Origin of the sequence: Bradyrhizobium sp. dw_78 (assembly GCF_018449525.1) — a bacterium.
Classification (GTDB): Bacteria; Pseudomonadota; Alphaproteobacteria; order Rhizobiales; family Xanthobacteraceae; genus Bradyrhizobium.
On sequence record NZ_JAAVUS010000006.1, the window covers coordinates 1 to 23,036 of the forward strand.

The 23,036-nt window shown below is 61.5% G+C and carries 15 protein-coding genes and 1 pseudogene; 11 read left to right on the forward strand and 5 right to left on the reverse strand.

All coding sequences use genetic code 11. The features are described 5' to 3' along the window. The 7 genes from HB630_RS16355 to HB630_RS16385 form a co-directional block, all read left to right on the forward strand. Positions 1 to 262, forward strand: a 262-nt coding sequence (locus HB630_RS16355; RefSeq protein ID WP_213773305.1) for a hypothetical protein, incomplete at its 5' end; no start/stop codon positions are given. A gap of 103 nt (positions 263 to 365) precedes the next feature. After that, positions 366 to 596 (forward strand): hypothetical protein, encoded by a 231-nt coding sequence (locus HB630_RS16360; protein WP_213773306.1) that lies wholly within the window; start codon positions 366 to 368, stop codon positions 594 to 596. A 696-nt stretch (positions 597 to 1,292) separates the two neighbouring features. Beyond that, a complete protein-coding gene (locus HB630_RS16365) occupies positions 1,293 to 2,072 on the forward strand; it encodes a response regulator transcription factor (protein ID WP_213773307.1) in 780 nt (259 codons plus the stop codon). Positions 2,073 to 2,367: 295 nt separating this feature from the next. Next, positions 2,368 to 3,729: an adenylosuccinate lyase family protein gene (locus HB630_RS16370; RefSeq protein WP_213773308.1), complete on the forward strand. Its 1,362-nt coding sequence runs from the start codon at positions 2,368 to 2,370 to the stop codon at positions 3,727 to 3,729. Between the two features lie 59 nt (positions 3,730 to 3,788). Beyond that, positions 3,789 to 5,045 (forward strand): aminopeptidase, encoded by a 1,257-nt coding sequence (locus HB630_RS16375; RefSeq protein ID WP_213773309.1) that lies wholly within the window; start codon positions 3,789 to 3,791, stop codon positions 5,043 to 5,045. A 217-nt stretch (positions 5,046 to 5,262) separates the two neighbouring features. Then, on the forward strand, positions 5,263 to 5,493 hold the full coding sequence (locus HB630_RS16380) for a hypothetical protein (RefSeq protein WP_213773310.1): 231 nt from the start codon (positions 5,263 to 5,265) through the stop codon (positions 5,491 to 5,493). A 214-nt stretch (positions 5,494 to 5,707) separates the two neighbouring features. After that, the gene (locus tag HB630_RS16385; RefSeq protein ID WP_213773311.1) at positions 5,708 to 6,163 is read left to right on the forward strand and encodes a cupin domain-containing protein; all 456 of its coding nucleotides are present in this window, start codon (positions 5,708 to 5,710) and stop codon (positions 6,161 to 6,163) included. Between the two features lie 30 nt (positions 6,164 to 6,193). Here HB630_RS16385 and HB630_RS16390 read toward each other — a convergent pair whose 3' ends face one another. Further along, positions 6,194 to 7,039, reverse strand: coding sequence for an MBL fold metallo-hydrolase (locus HB630_RS16390; protein ID WP_213773312.1), 846 nt, complete (start codon positions 7,037 to 7,039; stop codon positions 6,194 to 6,196). A 133-nt stretch (positions 7,040 to 7,172) separates the two neighbouring features. On the opposite strand from HB630_RS16390, the pseudogene HB630_RS16395 reads away from it, so the two are divergent. Beyond that, a pseudogene (locus tag HB630_RS16395) lies at positions 7,173 to 8,111 on the forward strand (alpha/beta hydrolase). An 84-nt stretch (positions 8,112 to 8,195) separates the two neighbouring features. On the opposite strand, the gene HB630_RS16400 reads toward HB630_RS16395, so the two are convergent. The 3 genes from HB630_RS16400 to HB630_RS16410 all read right to left on the reverse strand — a co-directional run bounded on the left by HB630_RS16400 (position 8,196) and on the right by HB630_RS16410 (position 11,357). Then, entirely contained in the window at positions 8,196 to 9,719 is a 1,524-nt protein-coding gene (locus HB630_RS16400) for a permease (protein WP_213773313.1), read from the reverse strand. Then, entirely contained in the window at positions 9,716 to 10,477 is a 762-nt protein-coding gene (locus HB630_RS16405) for an ABC transporter ATP-binding protein (RefSeq protein WP_213773314.1), read from the reverse strand. Before HB630_RS16405 ends, HB630_RS16400 begins: the two co-directional genes overlap by 4 nt. A 163-nt stretch (positions 10,478 to 10,640) precedes the next feature. After that, positions 10,641 to 11,357 carry a transglutaminase-like cysteine peptidase gene (locus HB630_RS16410; protein ID WP_249780901.1) on the reverse strand — a complete coding sequence of 239 codons (717 nt, stop codon included), beginning with the start codon at positions 11,355 to 11,357 and terminating at the stop codon, positions 10,641 to 10,643. 640 nt (positions 11,358 to 11,997) lie between these two features. Here HB630_RS16410 and HB630_RS16415 point away from each other — a divergent pair. Next, positions 11,998 to 17,121 carry a FecR domain-containing protein gene (locus HB630_RS16415; RefSeq protein ID WP_213773316.1) on the forward strand — a complete coding sequence of 1,708 codons (5,124 nt, stop codon included), beginning with the start codon at positions 11,998 to 12,000 and terminating at the stop codon, positions 17,119 to 17,121. A gap of 78 nt (positions 17,122 to 17,199) precedes the next feature. Then, the gene (locus tag HB630_RS16420) at positions 17,200 to 19,428 is read left to right on the forward strand and encodes an adenylate/guanylate cyclase domain-containing protein (protein ID WP_213773317.1); all 2,229 of its coding nucleotides are present in this window, start codon (positions 17,200 to 17,202) and stop codon (positions 19,426 to 19,428) included. Between the two features lie 122 nt (positions 19,429 to 19,550). Here the strand turns inward: HB630_RS16420 and HB630_RS16425 are convergent, their stop codons facing one another. Beyond that, on the reverse strand, positions 19,551 to 21,146 hold the full coding sequence (locus HB630_RS16425) for an ABC transporter substrate-binding protein (protein ID WP_213773318.1): 1,596 nt from the start codon (positions 21,144 to 21,146) through the stop codon (positions 19,551 to 19,553). Between the two features lie 200 nt (positions 21,147 to 21,346). Between HB630_RS16425 and HB630_RS16430 the strand changes: the two genes are divergently transcribed. After that, entirely contained in the window at positions 21,347 to 23,014 is a 1,668-nt protein-coding gene (locus HB630_RS16430) for an ABC transporter substrate-binding protein (protein ID WP_213773319.1), read from the forward strand. The last annotated feature ends 22 nt before the right edge of the window (positions 23,015 to 23,036 follow it).

The window sequence follows — 23,036 nt, forward strand, 5'->3', positions numbered from 1 at the left end:
CGCCGCGCTCAAGGAAGGCGTGGCCGTCAATCAGGCGAGGCTCGGCATCTGGAATTCGCCGAAGATCGGTGACAAGCACGGCACACTGGTCGATGCCGACTGGAGCCGGCTGATCCAGTTCTTCGTCGACCAGAAGATCCTTCCTGCGGCGGTGCCCGTTGATCGGGTCATCACCGGCCAGTTTATCGACGACATCAACGCCTATGACCGTGCCGACGTCATCCTTGACGCCAAGAAGGAAGATTTGTCGAAGCTGCAATGAAGCCGAACGTGGGCCGTCCGACCCGGCTTTGAGCCTGACTGAGCGCGGCGCCGGCGCCGTCCGCTTCGGTCTTGTTCGGGTATCGGCAGGAGCGCTGCTCTGATTGGCGAACTCGCTTTCGAACCTGACGATGAACGGCCATGGAACCTCGTTTGCCGGCGAAGGCGGCGCGAACCCACAAAGGTCAGGCAATTCATCGCAGTCTGTCATGCTGGCCGGAGAGCCGCACAACATGGCCGCGCGAAGGGAAAAATTCTTCGCACGCACTATCGTTGTATTTAGAGCCTTATCGGTTCTGATTGAATCATTATCGCGCTCCCATATTTTGTTTTGACGCGTTTCCTCACGCAGACCGGAATTTATTTCGCTCGAAAATGCTAAGGCTTAGCGCCAGTATGGCAACGCGGCTGACAGAAACCCCATCGGCGGTCTCGCGGTCGGATTTGCTCCTTCATCACACGCATGGCGAGTGAGGTTGCATGATTGTCGCGGAAGTTGGTGCGATAGCTATCCACTTTGTCGCAGCTTGATACCGCTTTCGGAATCGCGAAATCGAAAATCGATCGAGCAATTAAGACGCTCGCTGTGAAGCGCCGCACATTTGACGGTTTTTCAGACAGCTATTTATGTTCAGCAAGGCTGACTGATTCGAGCGCGAGTGCTCCCGATGGGGTGAACCAAAAGACCGTTACTCGAACATAATAATATTGGCTTCACGTTTCGGAGCGAGAAGAAAAGTGGTTTTTGTAAGTGCGGGTGGCAATGCGGCCACCGATGTCATTTGTCTGAATTGCTTCGCGGCGCTCTCAGGGGAAGAGAGATAAGGCTGGCCAGGTTCCAGATCGATCGCGACATCAACGAATTTTGGGGTAGCGCCATGCGAAAGCCGGATCCGTGTCTTTTACGCGCGACAAGGCGCCCGTCGAAAAATCAGATTGCCCGTGATCGGTCTGTTTCCGGTCCGGGAAAACTACCGAACATCGGGCCGGACCAGCAGGATCGTGGCGTCAGGGCGTCGGACCGGCGCCTTTTGCTGATCAGCCGCCCGGGACTGGTCGGTGATTGCCTCATCAAGGCGCTTCGCGAATGTGGCTATGACACCGTTCTGCATTCGCTGGGAGATCCGTTGCAGGCTGTGCTCGAAGGCATCAAGCTGATCGTCATTTTCATGAACGCCGATGAGCCGGATGGCGTCGCGGCCGCCCGGCAACGCGCCTATGAAGTGCGGGATCTCCTGGCGGGCGTTCCGGCGATGGCGTTGATCGAGCATTCCGACCGGGAAGTGCCGCATGAACTTGTGGATGCCGGTCTCGTTGCGATCGTTCAGGGATATCTGTCGGTGAAGCTTGCGCTGGCGGCCATCAATCTCGTCATGGCCGGAGGATCGCACATGATAACAAAAATCCATCTTCAGGCCGGTCAGGAGGAGATTTCTCGATATCAGAGTCCCGTCGGGGCGGATGTTCCTGACGATTCGAAATTCTCCATCCGGGGAAATTTTACAAAGCGTGAAATCGCGCTTCTGACGCATCTGCGCCGGGGCATGCAGAACAAGGCGATCGCCTACGAACTCGGCATTGCTGAAAGCACGGTGAAAGTCCATCTGCGCAACATCATGTCCAAGCTGCATGCGAGCAACAGGACGCAGGTCGCCTATATGCTGGCAAACGGGCCGCTTGCGCCAAAGACGGTATTTCAGAAGCTCAAGCCGATCACCCTTCCAAGGAATGTCTCCGAACTGTTTCCGGCTGCCGTGGAAGCAAAGGCCAAAGCCAGGACGCCATCATCGACTCAACTGGAATCGCAGTAAGATTGGCGGCCGGGCCTCGCTAATCCGCCGGGGCAAGGCGCTCGACACCATTGCGTTCGGCATGCTGTTGATCCTCGACAACACACGTAGATGGGCCGGCGCGGATGGAATCGCGCGCGGCCGATCCCTGCCGTGACCATGCGGTTTGCCGTCCGCAAGAGCGGCCGATATGGTTGTCCCGCGCAAGGGACCTGATGGCAATTTCCAATCCGCCACAGCACCAACCCGCCACAGCATGAGTCCAAATCACGTCAACGATGGGACAAACCGTTGTGGCCGGGAAGAGGGAAACGACATGACTGCTTTTCCGACCGTGACAACCGTCTTCGATTCCATTTTATACCGTGACGCCTTTGGTACGCCGCGCATGCGCGAGATGTTTTCCGATCATGCCTTGATCTCCCGCTATGCCGAGGTCGAGATCGCGCTGGCCCAAGCCGAAGCGCGCTGTGGCGTCATTCCGGCCGAGGCGGCGGCGGAGATCGCGCAACGGACCGACGTTTCCTCACTCGATTTCGATCTGTTGCGCCGCGAGACCGATATTGTCGGTTATCCGATCCTGCCGCTGGTGCAGCAGATGGCGAAGCAGTGCGGCGAAGCGGGCCGTTATGTCCATTGGGGCGCGACCACGCAGGACATCATGGACACCGCCGTCATCCTCCAGGTTCGCGAGGGCCTGAAGATTGTCGGGGAGGATATCGATACCCTGCGCGGCATCCTTGCCGATCTGTCGCGGCGCTATCGCGACACGCCGATGGCCGGCCGCACCCATCTTCAACAGGCGCTGCCGGTGACGTTCGGCTACAAGACCGCGATCTGGCTGGCCGCGTTCGACCGCCATGCCGAACGGCTCGAACAATTGAAGCCCCGCGTGCTGGTCGGCCAGTTTGCCGGCGCCGCCGGCACGCTGGCTTCGCTCGGCGACAAGGGTTTCGATGTCCAGAAGGCGCTTTGCGAAGAACTCGGTCTCGGCGTTCCCGTCTCGACCTGGCATGTCGCGCGCGACGGCCTTGCCGAGGTGGTGAATTTCTTCGGCCTCGTCACCGGCTCGCTCGGCAAGATCGCGCTCGACATCATGATCATGGCCTCGACCGAATTCGCCGAACTGTATGAACCCTTCGTGAAGGGACGCGGCGCATCCTCGACCATGCCGCAGAAGCGCAACCCGATCTCGTCCGAGTTGATGTTGGCCGCCTGCAAGGGCGTGCGGCAGCACGCAGGCCTGATGCTGGACGCGATGGTGCAGGATTTCGAGCGCGCCACCGGGCCGTGGCACGCCGAATGGATGGCCATTCCGGAAAGTTTCGTGCTGACCGCCAGCGCGCTGCATCAGGCGAAATTCGCGCTGGGCGGACTGACCGTCGATGAGAAAAAGATGGCTGAGAACCTCGATATCAGCCGAGGCCTGATTGTCGCCGAAGCCGTCATGATGGGGCTTGCGCCGCAGATCGGCCGGCAGGAGGCGCATGACGTGGTCTACGATGCTTGCCGGCTCGCCAACGAGACGCGGATGACGCTTGCGGATGCGCTTTCGGCGAACCCGCAAGTGTCCGGACGCATCGATCGCGCGACCATCGACCGGTTGACGTCGCCGCGGAACTATCTCGGCCTCGCGCCCGAAATGGTCGATCGGGTGCTGTCCGCTGCAAAACGTTGAACGGCGCGGTCAGTTCGCCTATCTCTGCATCAACGGCCAATTTTAAACGAGGGCAAGCCATGACCGCACACCAGCGCAATTTTCCGACTCCGATCGATCCGGTGCGGCTCGATCGTCTGGCCCAGGTGGCGGTGAAAGTGGGGTTGCGTTTGCAGCCAGGGCAGGATCTCCTGGTGACGGCGCCGACGCTGGCGCTGCCGCTGGTTCGCAAGATCGCCGAACATGCCTACAAGGCCGGCGCGGGCCTCGTCACGTCGATCTTTTCGGATGAAGCGGTTACGCTGTCGCGCTACCAGTTCGCCCAGGATCACAGCTTCGACCGCGCCGCCGGCTGGCTCTATGACGGGATGTCGAAAGCCTTCGCCGCCAATACCGCGCGGCTGGCCATCGTCGGCGACGATCCGATGCTGCTTTCCGGCCAGGATCCCGCCAAGGTCGCGCGTGCGAGCAAGGCCAACTCCGTGGCCTACAAGCCGGCGCTCGAGAAGATCGTCACCTTCGATATCAACTGGAACATCGTTGCCTATCCGGGACCGTCCTGGGCCAGGCAGGTGTTCCCCGACGACGAGGAAGACGTCGCGGTGGCGAAACTGGCCGACGCCATCTTCGCCGCCTCGCGCGTGAACGGCGACGATCCGATTGCGGCCTGGGACAAGCACAACGCCATGCTGCGCAGCCGGACCGAATGGCTGAACGGCCAGCGATTCAGCGCGCTGCATTATTCGGGGCCGGGCACCGATCTCACGATCGGGCTTGCCGACGGCCATGAATGGGAGGGAGGTGCTTCCACGGCCAGGAACGGCATCACCTGCAACGCCAACATCCCGACCGAGGAAGTGTTCACCACGCCGCATGCAAGGCGGGTCGAGGGGCACGTCGTCAGTTCCAAGCCGCTGTCCTATCAGGGCTCGCTGATCGACAACATCGCGGTCAAGTTCGAAGAGGGGCGCATCGTCCAGGCCAAGGCCTCGCGCGGCGAGGAAGTGCTGAACAAGGTGCTCGATACCGACGAGGGCGCGCGAAGGCTCGGAGAAGTGGCGCTGGTGCCGCATTCCTCGCCGATCTCGAAAAGCGGATTGCTGTTCTTCAACACTCTGTTCGACGAGAACGCCGCCTGCCACATCGCGCTCGGCCAGTGCTATTCCAAATGCTTCGTCAATGGCGACAGGCTGACACCCGAGCAGATCGCCGCGCAAGGCGGCAACAAGAGCCTGATCCATATCGACTGGATGATCGGCTCGGACCAGATCGACATCGACGGGATTCACGCCGACGGCCGCCATGTTCCCGTGTTCCGCAAGGGCGAATGGGCCTGACAAATTCGCGACAAGGCCTCGTCCCCGCTCAAGGCAAAAAATCTCCGCGTCGCCTGCATGAAGCAAATGTGACGTCACTTCGGCCAATATTGTGACTGGAACCACGTCTGTGACATGGATGCGGATGTCCGCTCAGTCATGTCACAATCACGCCGCACGAAAGGCAAAATCGCAAACAAAGCTGTCCCAGTTCGACGCAAGACAGAGGGGACGCTGCATGCGCCAGGAACTTCAGCCTGCCGACGATACCGGGGACAGGGTCGGCTACACGTTTCACTTCCAAATCACGAACAGGGGTGGAAGGCAGGCTTGCAGCGTCAAGGTGCAGGCGCCCAATATTCACGATGCGACGCAATTCTTCCGGCAGAACTGGCCGATGATCGAATCGATGGCCCGCGAGGGGCTGGCGAAATTCGACCGCAACGTGATCAACCTGGCCGTTCCCTGAATTTACCTCGCACTGTCTGGTTGCATCATCATCTGATGGCATCTGACGCAGCCTTTTGGGCCGGGAGCGCGAACTCCGGCCAGCGTCCGATTCGCAGCCGTTGAAAACGGTAACGAATGCTTAAAAACTCGCCCCTAGCTTGCCCCCACGTCGCCTGATCACATCCTTTTGAATAAAATCCAATTTTTGTGAAGCCGTCCACCTTGAGGTCATGATGTCCCGTGCCCTGATCGAAACCACCAACCTTGCCGTCAACCTGACGCCGCAGCCGATCGAGCCGAGCTGGATCATCGAGGGCAATCCGGTTGCGCAATGCTGCGTTCTATCGACCAGCGCGGACGGGCTGGCGTCGACCATGGTGTGGGAATGCAGCGAAGGCCGGTTCAACTGGTATTATGATTTCGACGAGACGGTCCTGATTCTCGAAGGCGCGATCATCCTTGAAAATGAAGCCATGCCGCCGACCCGCTATGCGGCGGGCGACGTGATCTTTTTCAGGGACGGCGCACATGCCAGATGGCGCGTCGAGGGTCATGTCCGTAAGCTCGCGTTTTGCCGCAAGACCCAGCCGGTCTGGCTCGGTTTCGCCCTGCGGGTTTTTCTGAAGCTCAGGAAGATTTTCCTGCCTCCCGGTGAACGCCAGGCCACGAGCCTGATGGGCTCTTCCTGAGATTTCACGGGTTCGCCCGGCGCAGCGGGTTCAAATTCCGTCGAGGATGATGACCGTCGGACTGTCCGGCAGCGTGTCCCGCGAGATGCGCAAAGTGCGTTCGGTGCGGACATCGATCGCAAATTGCTTGCCGATCCGGTGCATGAATTCCTCGAGCGGCGTTGCAAAGCGATGCATCGGCAGCACCACGGAAGCGCGCAAGCGCCGGGTAATATCGGAAATGCCGTCGAGCGACATCGTATAGGTGCCGTCGATCGGCACCATCACGATATCGAGCCGGCCGATCGCCGCGAAACGGGCGTCGTCGAGGGCATGATGCAGATGTCCGAGATGGCCGATGCACAGGCCGGCGACCTCGAAGATGAAGATCGAATTGCCGTCCCTGATCATATCGGCGCTCGACTCGTCGCCGGGATAACGGCGGATGTCGGTCGTTACGTTGCGGATATACACGTCGCCGATCTGTTTGGCGATCTGTGCGGGCTGCCCGTCGTCGCGCCAGCCATGCAGCACGTGGGGAATGCGCGGATCGGGAAACAGCGTGTAATGCGTGCTGTGGGCGTGGTTCATGGTGACGACATCGGGCAGGCGGCCGATCTGGTAGTCGCCGCTATAGTCGGTCGCGATCCGGATTCCGCCGGGCGTATCGATGAAATAGGTCGAATGGCCCGCATAGGTGATCGCAACTTCGTTGGTATCAGCGGCCGCCCGGCGCAGGCTGACCGGCATGGCGCGGGGACCGGCGTTCGAGACCGCCTGGCATTCGCTGCGATAGGTGTCCTGGCGAGAGGTGTCTTGGCGTGACGCGTCTTGCGCGGCAACGGGCGCGGTCAGTGAACCCAGCACAGCGAGAATGGCGGCAAAGGATCGCAGCATCAATGAACAGGCCCCCGTTTTGGTGACCCCGGCAATCGCAGTGTATCGCTGAATGATGGCGTGAACTATCATGTCTCGATCAACAGCTCGTCAGTACCGCCCTGTCCCCGGACCGGTCTTGCAGGAGTGAGCCATGAAATTGACGCCGACGCTTGCGCGCGCTTCCTCGACGCAGCGGCTGGAGCCATTGCGTCATGTCGACGCCGGCGTCCTCGACATCGCCTATTACGAAGCCGGACCCGCGGATGGACCGGTGGTGATGCTGATGCATGGTTTTCCCTATGACATCCATTCCTTCGTCGACGTGGCGCCGATGCTGGCCGCACAGGGCTGCCGAACCATCGTTCCCTATCTGCGCGGCTATGGTCCCACGCGCTTCCGCGATCAGGCCACGCCGCGTTCGGGAGAGCAGGCCGCGATGGGAGCGGATCTGATCGCGCTGATGGATGCGCTTGGCGTGAAGCGCGCGGTGTTGGCGGGCTATGACTGGGGCGGGCGCGCCGCCTGCGTGGCTGCCGCGTTATGGCCAGATCGCTGCACGGGTCTGGTGTCGGTGAACGGCTATCTGATCCAGAATATCGCCGGGGCGATGGTCCCCGCCAAGCCGCAGCATGAGGTGCCGCTCTGGTATCAATATTATTTTCAACTGGAACGCGGCCGGGCTGGGCTCGCCGCCAATAGGCGCGAGATCGCCAGGATATTATGGCAGCAGTGGTCGCCGAGCTGATCGTTCGACGATGCGGCCTTCGAGCGGACTGCGATCGCGCATGACAACCCCGACTATGTCGATGTCGTGATCCACAGCTACCGTCACCGCTTCGGTCTTGTCGAGGGCGATCCGCATTATGCGGAGCTGCAACGGCGGCTGGCGGAGTTGCCCGCGATCGGCGTGCCTGTGATGACGTTGGATGGCGGCGCGGACGGTGTCGTTCCCGCCACCGACGGCAGCGCGGCCGCCGCAAAATTCACCGGCCGCCGCACCCATCGCGTGATCCCGAATGCCGGTCACAATTTGCCGCAGGAAGCGCCGGAAGCCTTCGCGGCCGCGGTGATGGAGCTGGTAAAGGCGTAACGCGCAGAACGGTCTGCCGCGGTATCTCAGGACAGCAGCCGTGCGGCCTCGCCTTGGGCTTCCATCAATTTCACGGTCTTCTTATCACCCGTGCCGCGGGCTGATCTTCCAGGTCGCGGCCATGATGCCGGCGGTCATCAGTCCCGAGACGATGGCGGCGAGGGGGAAAGTCAGGGCCAGCGCCGCGGTCGCGGCCCAGCCGATCGATGAAAACGCCTCCGCAAACGTCGCAAGCCGCGACGAGGTCTGGCGGCGGCGGAATTGGCTGCGCCTTGCCTGCACGCGGAACCAGAGCTGAATGGCGGCGGCCGATATCGTTGCGATGGCAACGCCGGCGGCGGTCACCGCGGCCTGAAACGGCGACGCAAACAGCAGCGCCAGGACCAGCGGTGCGAACGTCACGCCGATCGCCATCAGCACCACCTCGACCTTGGCACGGATCACGCGCGAAGGCGAAAGCGGTGCGGTCGTCACCAGATCGGCGGCATCCTCGCCCGAGATCGTCAGCCACGCCAGCCCGCCGGCGAGCTGGCCCGCGGCCATGACGATGACGGGCGTGACCAGCACGATGGCGGTGGAACTGTCGGAAAAACTTCGCCACAGCATCAGCGCCGGCGGCACCAGATACAATAGCTGCATCAGGGTCTGCGATATCAGCCACGGATCGCGCCGCAGCAGCTTGAATTCCTTCCAGCGCAACGCCTGTTGCCGGGAACGGGGACGAAAGGCCGCGGTGCCGGAACCGCTTCTGGTCCGCGCTCCGCTCGCCGAAACCCGGACGGCGGTGTCGGCAAACCGGTCCGAGAAAACAGCCATCACGAAGCCGAGCAGGATCAAGCCGCCGGCCAGCAAGCGCAGCAATATTTGACCATCGCCGAGGGCTGCGCGCGCCGGCCACCAGACGATGCTGTCGGCGTCGGGTGCATAGGCCGCCGCTGAATCCGAAGTCAGAACCGCAAACCGCGACAGCGTGCCATACGAGAGGATGGCTGCGATCTGCAACGCAATGACAAAGCCGGCGCCGATGACCGCGGCGAGGATCTGCGCCGCCAGCCGTGTCCGGCTCGGACCGATCAGGCGAAACAGCGCCACCGTGACCGCGATCGCGACCGCCGCGGCCGACAGGCCGATGGCGACGACGACGCCATACGCCGAAAGCCACCGGAGTCCGCCCCCGATCACGAGAACGTCGATGAAGGGCGTCGACAGCACCAGCGCCATGCCGGTGACTGTCAGTGCGATTGCGGCGATGCGGACCGAGAACACGTTGGTCAGCGAAGCCGGCGAGGACATGATCAGGTCGAGATCGGCGCGGGCGTAAAATACCCGCGTCACCGACTCGATCGCCTGCGACAGCATCAAGGCCCAGGCCAGGAAGATGCTTGCCGACATCACGATCAGCGACGATTTGTCGAGCGGCATGCGCAAGCTGGCGAACCGGCCGATCACCGCATAGGCCGGCAGGTGCATGAAGGCGGCAAACAGGATGAGACCGATGACCGCGCGTTTGTGCTTGCGCCGGCCGCCCGTCATCATCGCGAGCCATTCGCGCCAGGCCAGCCGAATTTCGTGACGCGCGAACCAGGTCAGGGCGGCTGCGGAACTCATGCGGCGGCGGTCTCGACGTTGACCAGCGCGATGAACACGTCTTCGAGGCTGGTGTCGTTGCGTCCATTCTGCTGACGCAATTCCTCGAGCGTGCCCTCGGCGACGAGTCGTCCCGAGGCGATGACGCCGATCCGGTCGGCCATGCGTTCGGCGACTTCGAGAATATGGGTGGTCATGATCACGGTGCAGCCGGCGCGCACGCGGTCTCCCAGCAGGCCCTTGACGTGACGCGCGGAGAGCGCGTCGAGGCCGGTGAGCGGCTCGTCCAGGATGATCAGCCTGGGATCGTGTACCAGGGCGCCGGCCAACGCCACTTTCTGGCGCATGCCCTTGGAGAATCCTTCGCAGCGCTCGTGCAGATGCGGTTCGAGCCCGAGTGAGACCAGCAGATCATGCGCGGACGGTCCGGATATTCCGGGATCGATGCCCCAGAGGCCGGCAACAAAGGCGAGGTATTCCAGTGGCGTGAGTTTGTCGTAGATCATCGGCTCGTCCGAGACCCATGCCATGATCTGCTTGGCTGCGATCGGATCGGCGAGCGCGTCGATGCCGAGCACCGACACCGAGCCCGCATCGGGCCGCAGCAGGCCCGCGACCATGCGCAGTGTGGTGGTCTTGCCGGCGCCGTTGGGTCCGAGCAGCGCGTAGAACTCTCCGGGGCGAACCGTGAGATCGAGCGCGTCGACCGCGGGTCGGTCGAAACGCTTGGTTAACCCTCGCACTTGTAGTGCGGGCGATGATGGCACGGCTGGTGTCATGAGGGACGCGGTATCCTGACTTCGGAGTCGGCTGTGACCATGAACCCAAGAACCTTGAACTCAAGAACTTTCGGGGCGGTGAATCGGCGACCGCAAATCGGGTCGATGCCTGGACAAGGCTGGAACCTTTGCCTGCCGTGACGATGCGACCAGAACCGGCGCGCTAGCGAAACGAAACCAGGGCGGGTGCGGCGGCTGCATCGAATGCCACCAGCGGCGTGCCGGCATATTGCATGACGCCGTGCCGGTCGATGACGAACAGCGGCTGGATATTGCGCGCATCGGCATCCTCGACCATCGCCATGCGGCGGTTATCCAGCATCAGCCAATGCCCCTCCAGCCGTGCGGCCGCGATGGCGTGGTCCTCGCCGCTGACGGTATCGTGCAGGACCACGATCCGCAGGTCGTCGTCGGCGACGCCGGCCAGTCGCAAGGCGACAAGCTTTGCGATCGCATAATCTTCGCAATCCCCCGCACCATGTGCGAAGGTGACGAGCGGCGAAGTCCAGACGTCGATCTCGCCATATTGAGCCAGATCGCTCATCGGCCGGATCGCGAGATTGATCGCGCGATTGATCTCGCCGAGGCGAGCCCGTCCTTCGCGTGTTCTGGCGGTGTCGACGATGGCGAGCAGTTGCAGCGCGGCCGGCGAAACACAGCCGTCGCGGTCCCCGTCGCACAGCGCCAGTTGCACCCGTTCGTCATCGAGCTGGCGCGCGACGCCAAGCCACTTTTCCCGAAGGCCCCCATCGCTCAGGATGGCCGCAAACCGGCCGAACGGTTCGGCGGAGCGCCTGACCAGCGTGGCGGTGCCGGGCGAAAGCAGCGTCGCGGCCTGAACATCCGCCGCAGCGACCAACCAAGTGAATCCCAACGCCATGACGATGGCACGAAAAGCGTGCGAACGACCGAAAATCCCCATCTGACACCCCATGTCCGGACATCGGCGGGACCGGATGGCCTCACGTGACCGGATCGTTTTCACCGGCGAGGATGGGGAGCGCGACTTTTATTCCGCTTAACGGCGGCGGTTCGGCGGCGGAAAGCGCTAAACACGCTAAAATCCGTCTCGCCGATTTGCTGAAAATTTTACGGGACGGTCTTTTTCTGATTAAATTTTATGCAAATTTAAAGAGTTGTATAAATTTATCCAGCTATGGCTAATTTGCAGCAGTAGCTGTTTCTGTAATCTAAATTACAGCTTTAACTCAAGAATTGGGGCAATGTGCTGCCACCGGATGCCAATGGAAATTGGTAGAAGTATTGACGTCTGATTCTATACGTCAAATGACTTTAAAGAGCGCAGATAGCGTCAGAAGAAATACATTTTTACTTATCGTTCGATACCGAATACTTGTCGGTTAACAGATTTTAAGGGTTAATTTCTACGCATCGGACGCGGCTTTGGGCCGCTTGTCTGGATTTTCGCGGGCAAGAGACAGTTCCGCGATGCACTTCCTAATGATAGTGAACCTTAGACCGAAAATTTATACAAATATTTAGCATTTCACGGTGGTCTTTTGAATTTCGTCGGCAAATTCGACAGCAAGCTGTCCGTCGATGGCCCGGATGTCCATTCCGGAACGCATTTTCATGTCGATTCCAGCGCCATCCACGCCCCCGCGGACGCCATCATCGTCCCGGATGCCCATTTGCTGTTCGGCGGCGACTACAAGCGGTCCGGCGTCGACCTGATCCTGTCCGACGGTGATCGCGAATTTGTCCTGCACGATTACTTCAAGGGCGAGACGCGCGCGGCTCTGGCGTCGCCCGATGGCGGCGCTCATCTCACCGGCGACATCGTCAATGCGCTGACCGGCCATGTCGAATATGCCCAGGCCGGCGGTGCGAGCGCCGCGGCCGCTGTCGTTGTCGGCCATGTCACCAAGCTCATCGGCAGCGCGAGCGCGATCCGCAACGGCGTCTCGATCATCCTCAATCAAGGCGACAACGTCGACAAGGGCGACGTGCTGCAGTCCGGGGCCGACTCGACGCTCGGCGTGACTTTCGTCGATGGCACCGTGTTCGGCCTGTCGTCGAATGCGAGGATGGTGGTCAACGAATTGGTCTATGACCCCAACGGGTCCAATAATTCCTCGCTGCTCAGCCTGGTACAGGGCACCATCTCCTTTGTCGCCGGCGAGACGGCAAAACACGGCGACATGAAAGTCGATACGCCGGTCGCGACTATGGGCATCCGCGGCACCGCGGTGCTGGTGCAGATCGACTTCGACTTTCCGGGCGGTACGCCGGATGCGAAATTCCAGGTTCTGGTCGAGCCGGACGGCCACACCGGCTCATACATCCTGTACGACAAGACGACGCTTGATCCGATCGCGACCGTCAATCAGGCCGGACACCAGGTGAACATCAACCACGGCGCCGTCACCTATTCGACGAACGGGCTGTCGCCGGAGCTGCAAAAGCTCATCACCGATGTTTTCGCGATCAAATTTACCGACAATACCAACCCGAACACCAAGTCCTCCGATCATTTTACCGATACGATCGTTCCGCTGCTGTTCACGCCCTTCAAGTTCGCCAACACGCCGAACGTGCCGCAAGTCGTCCTTGTGATGAACATCGTCAGCGGCCCGTTCACGGAGTCGGGGCCTCTGTCGAGTCTGCTCCAGCACATTCCCGGTGCGCCGGCCGTCGCGGCTCATGATGGCGCGCTGATCGAGCGCATCGGCGTTACCGGCGATTCCGCGCTGGACACGGTGTCCGGCAAGATCAGCTTCCTCGATGTCAACGCCGGCGATCGTCCGACGGTAAGCGTGACATTCGACAATGCGTTCACCTACGAGAACGCTCAGCACCAGGACGTCACCGCGACGCTGACGGCCGAGCAGCTCGCCGACATCAAGGCGGTGGCGGTCAAGCTTGCGGTGGAGCAGGATCCCGGCAACACCAATAACGGTTCGGCGACCTGGACCTACAGCGTTCCGGACAGCGCCTTCGACTTCATCGCCGCTGGCGAGACGTTGACGTTGACCTATATGGCGCGGGTCGACAACAACTACGCTCCGAACGACGAGGCGGGTTTCCAGCAGTTCACGATCACGATCACCCGTGGCAGCAACGACGTTCCGGTCATCACTTCCAGCGTGCCGCAGGCGATCGCGTTTGACGACGGCACGAGCGTTACGGGCGGCAATTTGGTCGCGCAAGGGCCGACGTCGGGGACGATGTCGTTTTCCGATCCCGATCTGACCGATACCCATACGGTTTCCGCCGAACTGGTAGGCACGGTGCTGGACGGAAACGCCGTGACCTTGCCGCCGACTCCCCTCAAGATACTGGAGGCGGCGCTTTCGGCGTCGCTGGCGGCCGACAGCACCGATACCGGCGGCGGTACGATCAACTGGCAACTCGCCGATCTTCCTGCCTATCTGGGAGACTTCATCCCCAAGGGAGAAACGCTGACGCTCACCTATGCGGTGACGGTGACGGATTCGCAGGGCGCCACCTCGACGCCGCAGGACATCACGGTCACGATTACCGGCACCGACGCGTCGGCGGTGGTCTGGATCGCCACGACTGATCAGGGCTCGCCCTCGGGCGGGTTATGGCGCGATGGGGCGAACTGGGAAACCGGAACGGCCCCGACAGCGAACGACGACGTCGTCATCATCACCAATCAGCTGATCGGCCTGACGCCATCCTATCCGGTCACCATCGACGCCGCGGCCGACGCAAAGAGCCTGACCATGAACGATTTCGGGTCGTCGGCGCCGAAATTGATCAACGACAGCACGCTGACCGTCGGCGGCGCGTTCAACATGAGCGCCGATGCGGTTGTCGAGAATCATGGCGCCATCACCGTCGGCGGCCTGATGGAGGTGCAGGATCAGAGCGTGGTGCATAACTTCGGCGCTCTTACGCTTGAACAGGGCGGCGACTTCACGGACCAGAGCACTATTTCGAATGCCGGCACGGGAACGATCGAAATCGCCGCCGGTACGCTCGACGTCGAGGTCGATATCGCCAATTCCGGCCGGGTGATTGTTGATCAGCGGGCGACGCTGACGCTGGATGGCGCCGCCGTCACCGGCGGCGCGCTGACCAATTCTGGCATGGTCGGAATCGAGGGTTCATCGGGCGCGACGCTCGACGGCGTCACCGTCACCGGTTCCGGCACCATTCAGGTGGACATCGCCATATCGCCGACAACGCTGACTTTGCAGAATGGCACCACCGTGACTGGCGGCAAGCTGACGATGGGCCCGGTCGGAACGCTGGCGGTCAAGAGCGCCGCGGGCGCGACGCTGAACAATGTCCGCGTCACCAATGACGATTCGATCGAGGTGTTCGCCGCAAGCCTTCTCGCGCTTGCTGCCGGCACGACCGTCGCCAACAAAGGCACGGTCACGGTCGACAGCACCGGAACCCTGACGCTGAACGATGCCAGCATCAGCGGTGGGACGATCGCCGACAACGGCATGATCCATGTCACCGGCGACAGCGCCATCGACAGCGCCGGCATGACCGGAGGCCAGGTGACGGTCGATGCCGGCCAGGCGCTGACGCTGGACAATGTTACGGTCAGCTATACCGGCATCACCGAGACCGCGGCGAACAGCATCATCCGGATCGACGGCGGCGATACGCTGACGCTTTATGACGCGACCATCACCGGCGGAGCGATCGATGATTACAGCATCGTCTCGGGCAAGACCGTCGCCGGTCATATTGATATCACAGGATCAAGCACGATCAGCGATGCCAGCCTGAACCACGGCGATGTGACGATCGATGCCGGCCAGACGCTGACGCTGGATAATGTCACCGTAAGCTATACGAGCTTTGACGACACCGCGGCGGGCAGCATCATCCGGATCGACGGCGGCGATACGCTGAGGCTTTATGACGCAACCATCACCGGCGGCGCGATCGACGATTACAGCACCGTCTCGGGCAAGACCGTCGCCGGTCATATCGACATCACCGGATCAAGCACGATCAGCGACGCCAGCCTGAACCGGGGCGATGTGACGATCGAAGGCGGTCAGACGCTGACGCTCGACAATGTCACGGTAACCGGCACGAATTTCGACGACACCGCGAAAGCCGGCGCCACGATCCATGTCGACAGCGGCGATACGCTGACGTTGAACGGCGCCACGATCGTCGGGGGCGCGGTGGAAGTCATCGGCTCGCTCGAGATCGCCGGATCGAGCACGATCGACAACGCCGTCCTGAACAATGCCCATGTGACGGTCGACAGCGGCCAGACGCTGACGCTGAGCGGGGTGGTCGCCGCCGGCAGCACTATTACCCTTGCGGGCACCCACGATACGCTAAGCGTGGGTTCGACCTTCGGCGGGACCATCGCCGGCATGAGCGACGGCGACACGATCAAGCTTGCCGATCTTGCCTACTCGGCCAGCGAGACCGCCGTCTGGAACGGTGCCGACAACACGCTGACCATCAGCAACGGCACGCAGACGGAGGTTCTCAAGCTCGCAGGTACTTACAGCCAGAATGATTTCGCGCTGGCGCAGGACGGCTCGGGCCATACCGAGGTGTTGTGGAACGATGCGCCGGTGGCGCTCGGCGTCCTCAACAGCAACGGCAACGCGGTCGCAGGCACGATACTCACCGCTGCGGTGACGGATCCGGATGCGGCCGACATCACCTACACATGGCTGGAAAACGGCCAGGTGATTCCGGGCCAAAACTCTCCTAGTTTCACGCCGCCGGCGGCCGATCTCGGCAAGACCCTGGATGTCGTCATCGGGTTCACCGAGGGCGGAATCACCGAGCAGGTCACCGAGCCGGGCGGCGTCATCGCCGCGCCGCCCGACCATGCGCCGGTGATCGTGGGCGAGACCGACCCGTCGGTGCAGACGGTCATCCTGCAACGGTCGCCGGATGTCCATGACGGCGGTGCAGGTCTGAACCCGTTCGGCTGGTTCATCGAGACGTTCGATCACTTCCACACGGGACATGTTTCGGATTCTCATATCCACCTTACAGACCCGATCACCGGCACGCTTACCGTCAGCGACGCCGACATTGGCGATACGCTGACGGCATCGGTGACCGGCGATGCCGTCGCTGAATATAATGGTTCGACGGTCCTGCCGCCGAACGCGGATATCGCCGCGCTGATCGACCCGAAGACGCTGACGTTCGATAGTGTGACGTCGGACGGCGGTTCGGATGTGTTGGATTGGGCCTATAACTCCGGCAGCGCCAGTTTCGACTTCCTGAAGCCCGGCGACACATTGACCCTCACCTTCGATGCGCAGGTGAGCGATGGGCACGTTATTACCGGCGACCAGCCGCTTACCGTCACCGTGGTCGGGGCCGGCGGATCGATCGTCAAAGGAACGCCGCAGAACGATACCTTTGTCGACGTCGGCGGTGGCGTCACGATTTTCGGCAAGGGTGGCCAGGATAGTTTCGTGTTCAACGAGAACTTCCACAGCGCAACACTCGCCGATTTCGATGTCAACAAGGATACGATCGATATCGATCACTCGCTGTTTGCGAGCGTATCGGCGATCCTGGCCAGCGCCCACCCGGCGAATTTCGGTCACGACACCATCATCACGGACGCGGCTCACGACAAGATCACGCTGACCGGCGTAACCCTTGCGCAGCTTCAGGCGCATCCAAACGACTTCCATCTGATCTAGCGGCTGTGTCGCCGGACAGATGACGGGCGGCAATCAGAACTGGATGCTTCGCGGGCTTCAACCTGATATTCAGCCCCTATGAATCGATTGAGGATATGGCGGCGCTGGTTCGCGCGGAGGTTCGGCTACGATCGGCTGGCGTGCCTGGCGCTCCTGATCGGGCTCGCGGCGTTGCGCGTGGTCGACCCGGCCCCGGTCGAGGAGCTTCGCGACAGAACCTTCGACACCTTCCAGCACATCGAGCCGCGCGTGAAGACCGCAAGGCCGGTCACCATCATCGATATCGACGAAAAGAGCTTGGCAAAGCTTGGCCAGTGGCCGTGGCCGCGAACCTATCTCGCGGATCTGATCATCAACCTGACCAATCTCGGCGCCGTCGCGATTGCTTTCGACGTGGTGTTCTCGGAGCCGGACCGGCTGAATCCGGATGTCGCTGCGGGCACGATGCGCTATCTGGACGAAGCGACCAAAGCCAAGCTGCGCGGCTTGCCGAGCAACGACCAGATTCTGGCTGATGCCATCCGGCGTTCGCGGGTGGTGCTCGGCGAAACCGGGCTGGCGACCGCGATCTCGAAACTCGACAGTTCGCTTCCCATGACCGGATTCGCGACCCTGGGCGGGGAGGCGGAGCCGTTTCTGTTCGAATTTCCCGGGTTGTTGCGAAACGTTCCGGCCCTGGAGCAGGCGTCCGCGGGCCGCGGCCTGTTCACGATCAGGACCGAGCGCGACGGCATCATCCGGCGTGTCCCGATGGTCCTGCGCGCCCAGGGCGCCATCATGCCGTCGCTGAGCCTGGAAATATTGCGGGTCATTACGTCCACTCCGACGCTGCTTATCAAAGCTGAAAAGGCCGGCATCAGGAGCATCGCGGTCAGGGGTCTGGAGATCCCGACCGACAGGAACGGCCAGCTCTGGGTGCATTTCGCGCGGCAGGATCCGTCGATCTATGTCTCGGCGGCCGATGTTCTCGATGGCAGCGTGCCGCTCGACAAGATCTCGGGCAAGCTGGTGCTGATCGGCACCTCGGCGGTCGGATTGAACGACATCAAGACCACGCCGGTATCGCCGGCGATGCCGGGCGTCGAAATCCATGCCCAGGTATTGGAGAGCGCCCTGACCCATGCGGCGCTCGCACGGCCGAACTATGCCATCGTGATCGAACTTTTCGCCGCGCTGCTGCTCGGGCTTCTGATCATCACGTTCCTGCCGAATCTCGGACCGGTCATGCTGGTCACGGTCGGCGCGCTGTTCGCGTCCGTGCTGGCCGGGACTTCCTGGTACTTCTACACGCAACACCGGCTGCTGATTGATTTCACCTATCCGCTGCTATCGACGACGGCGATCTATCTGACGCTCATCTTCTCGAGCTTCGTGCGGGAGCAGGCGCAGCGGCGGCAGATCCGCTCCGCGTTCAGCCAATATCTGTCGCCCGCGCTGGTGGAGCAGCTCGCGCATTCGCCGGAAAAGCTCGTGCTGGGCGGCGAGGAGCGCGAAATGACCATCATGTTCTCCGACGTCCGCGGCTTCACCTCGATCTCGGAATCCTACAAGCACGATCCGCAGGGCCTGACCGCGCTGATGAACCGGTTCCTGACGCCGCTGACCAATGCGATCCTGGCGCGCAATGGCACCATCGACAAATATATGGGCGACGCGATCATGGCGTTCTGGAACGCGCCATTGGACGATGCGCAGCATCAGCTCAACGCCTGCGAAGCCGCGGTCGATATGTTGCAGCGGATCGACGAGCTCAACCGGCAGCGCGAGCTGGAGGCGCAGCAGGGCGGCCACGTCTATATCCCGCTCAATGTCGGCGTCGGATTGAACACCGGGACCTGCGTCGTCGGCAATATGGGCTCCGACCTGCGGTTCGATTATTCGGTGCTGGGCGACAGCGTCAATCTGGCGTCGCGGCTGGAAGGACAATCGAAAGAATATGGATTTCCGATCATCGTCGGCTCAAAGACCGCGCTGGCGGTCAAGGACAAGTTCGCGATCCTCGAACTCGATTTCATCATGGTCAAAGGCAAGAAGGAGCCGGAGGTGATCTATGCCATCGCCGGCCGCGAGGACATCGCGCAGTCCGGCCGTTTCCAAAGGCTGCGCAACCTCACCATCGAGATGCTGGCCTGCTATCGCAGTCGCGACTGGGACGGCGCGCTCGCCGCGATCGAGCGCGGGCGGCGGACCGACGAGGCGCATGCGCTCGAACTGCTCTACCATCTCTACGAGGCGCGCATCCTCAACTACCGCAACAATCCGCCGCCGGCCGATTGGAACGGCGCCTTCGCGCTGTTGACGAAGTAGCGCGCCTCAACTCGGACTGTCATGCGCGGGCTTGACCCGCGCATCCATCATGAAGAAGTTTGTCCCAAGGTGAGGGATTGCCGGGTCAAGCCCGGCAATGACAACGTGAGCTTGCTGCTCGCTCACTCCACGCCGATCGTGGTCAGATCCTGAAACCAGTGCTGCGCCTGCACGAATTGCTTGACCTTCGGCGACAGCGCATGCGGGTTGGTGTCGTGGACCACCCACACCAGGACAGCGTCGTCGACGATCAGCGCATGGGCCTGCGCGATCAGATCGTCCTGCTTGGCGGGATCGAAGGTCTGCTTGGCCTCGTTGATCAGCGCATCGACCTTCGGGTTCTTGTAGCCGCCCCAGTTGACACCGACCGGCGCGATCTGGTCGGAGGCGAAGAAGCGGACGATGGCGTAAAGCGGGTCGGAGGTCACATAGGCGATATTGTTGGCGGTGATGCCGGCGTTGCTCGGATCGGCCGCGCCTTTTCGCCACGCCGTGTAGAGCGTTTCGAGTTCGACCACCTTGAAGTCGATGTCGATGCCGATCTCCTTGAAGCTCTGCTGCAGGAATTCGTTCATCGGCAGCGACAGCATCTGCCCGGTACCGCCTTGTGCGATGATGAAGGTGGTCTTCAGCGGCTTTTCCTTGGAATAGCCGGCTTCCTCGACCAGCCTCTTGGCTTCGGCCGGATCGTATTTGATGTCGAAGGTCGGCTTGCCGAACCATGGGCTCGACGGATCGACCTGGCCCTTGGCGGGCTTGGCGAGGCCGTTCATCAATCCGACCACAGCGTCGCGGTCGATGGCGAGATTGAGCGCCTTGCGCAGGCGGATGTCGGTCCAGGGCGAGCCCGGCAGCACGCTGAGATGATAATTCCAGACATGCGGCGTGATGTTGTCGACGATCCGCATGCCGGCCGCCTTGAGTTGCGGCACGGCGTCGGGCGCCGGCGTCTCGATCAGGTCGACCTGTCCGGCCAGCAGCGCATTGGTCCGCGTCAGCGCCTCCGGCATCGGAATCAGGACCAGTTTGTCGACTTTCGGAATCCGCTTTTTGTCCCAGTAGTCCTCGTTCTTCGACAGTTCGGCCAGTTCGTGCGGCACGAGCTTGGTGAGCTTGAACGGTCCGGTGCCGGAAGGCTGGCTGGCGAATTTATCCCAGTCCTTGCCGACCTTTTCATATTGCGCGGGGCTGGAGACCAGGAACCACAGCATCTGATAGGGAAAGAACGAATCGACGGTCTTGGTCGTGATCTCGACCGTGAAATCGTCGAGCTTGCGATAGCTCGCGACCGATGGCAGCCGCGTCTTCACCTGCGCGCTCTGGCGCTGGTCGAATTGCGCCGCCTTGTCGTTCAGCACCTTGTCGAGATTCCAGATCACGGCGTCGGCGTTGAAATCGCTGCCGTCATGGAACTTGACGTTCCTGCGCAGCGTAAATCGCCATTTGGTCTTGTCGTTGCCGTCGACTTTCCATTCGGTGGCGAGGCCGGGCACGAGTTTGCCGGGCCGGTCGGCGACACTCATGTCCCACGAGATCAGCGGATCGTAAATCGTATATCCGGTGAATTGATAGGCGCCGGCGCCGCGGTCGGGCTGGCCGGTCGTAAGCGGAATATCCGCCATCGAGATGCCATAGCGGACCACCGATTCCGCGCGCGCCGAAAACGCGGACAAGGCAATGGCCATAACGGCCAGAAGCATCGAATTTCGAACGCGCATCAACTAGACTCCGTGGCATGAATTTCGGATATGAACGTGCAAGGTTGATGCCAGAATAGGCAGATGTGTTTCTTTCCAGCCCGGCTGCGGCAAAGAGTTGCGGCGGCAGGGACAATTTGCGATCGCTATCAGTCGTTGGCACAACGGTTGCATACGATTGCATAAGAAATAGTCACGTGATTCAAAAGGAAAAGTGATCGATGCGTATCGGAATAAATTCAAAAGCCCAGTTATTTGCGACCGCCATGTTGGCGGTTGCGGCGATGGCAGCGCTTCCGTGTAGCGGTCGCGCCGAATCCGTCGTGCGCATCGGCATGACCGCGGCGGATATTCCGCGCACCCTGGGTCAACCGGATCAGGGGTTGGAGGGCAACCGCTTCGCCGGCGGGACCATGTATGACGGACTGACGATGTGGGATCTGTCGTCGGCGGATAAGCCCAGTGTGATCATTCCGGGCCTCGCAACGGAATGGCACGTGGATGACAAGGATCACACCAAGTGGATCTTCAAGCTTCGTCCCGCTGTCACATTCCATGACGGCTCGCCGTTCAATGCGGATGCCGTGGTCTGGAATGTAGACAAGGTGCTCAACAAGGAGGCGCCGCAATTCGACGTTAGCCAGGTCGGTGTCACCGCATCGCGGATGCCGACATTGGTTTCGGCGCGCAAGATCGACGACATGACGGTCGAACTGACGACCTCCGAGCCGGACAGCTTCCTGCCGATCAATCTCGTCAATCTGTACATGGCGAGCCCGGTCAAATGGCAGAAATTCTACGACGCGGCTGAAGGCGCCGATGCCAAGGCGAAATCGCAGGCCGCCTGGGCCGCGTTCGCACGCGACGCCTCGGGTACCGGCCCGTGGAAGATGTCGAGCTTCACGCCGCGCGAACGGCTTGAGCTCGTCAAGAACGAAAATTATTGGGACAAGGCACGCGTTCCCAAGGTCGACAAGATGCTGTTGTTGCCGATGCCGGAGCCCAACGCGCGCACCGCGGCGTTGTTGTCCGGTCAAGTCGACTGGATCGAGGCGCCGGCGCCCGATGCGGTCGCGGAGATCAAGCAGCGCGGCTTCAAGATTTACGCCAATGAAGAGCCGCATGTCTGGCCGTGGCAGTTTTCGCGGATTGAAGGCTCGCCCTGGAACGACATCCGCGTCCGCAAGGCCGCCAACCTCTGCATCGACCGCGAAGGCATGAAAGACGGCCTGCTGGCCGGCTTGATGGTGCCGGCCACCGGCACCTACGAGCCGGGCCACCCCTGGCGCGGCAATCCGGCCTTCCAGATCAAGTATGATCTGCCGGCCGCGCAGAAGCTGATGCAGGAGGCCGGCTACGGCCCGAACAAGAAGTTGTCGGTCAAGGTCCAGACCTCGACATCGGGCTCCGGTCAGATGCTGCCGTTGCCGATGAACGAGTATCTGCAACAGGCGCTGGCCGAGTGCTATTTCGACGTCAAGATCGACGTGGTCGAATGGAATACGCTGTTTAGCGTCAACTGGCGCAAGGGCGCCAAGGATCCGTCTGCGACGGGTTCCAACGCGATCAACGTGACCTATTCGGCGATGGACCCGTTCTTCGCGCTGGTGCGCTTCCTGCAGTCGGGAATGGCGCCGCCGGTATCGAACAATTGGGGTTATATCAACAACCCGAAATTCGACGAGATGGTTAAGAAGGCGCGCCAGACCTTCGACCCGGCCGAGCGCGACAAGGCGCTGGCGGAATTGCACGCGGCCTCGGTCGACGATGCGGCGTTTCTTTACGTCGCGCACGACGTCGGTCCGCGGGCGCTGAGTCCCAAGATCACGGGCTTCGTGCAGCCGAAAAGCTGGTTGGTCGACTTCTCGACCATGACGATAACGCCGTAAGCGGGCGTAATCGCTATTCACC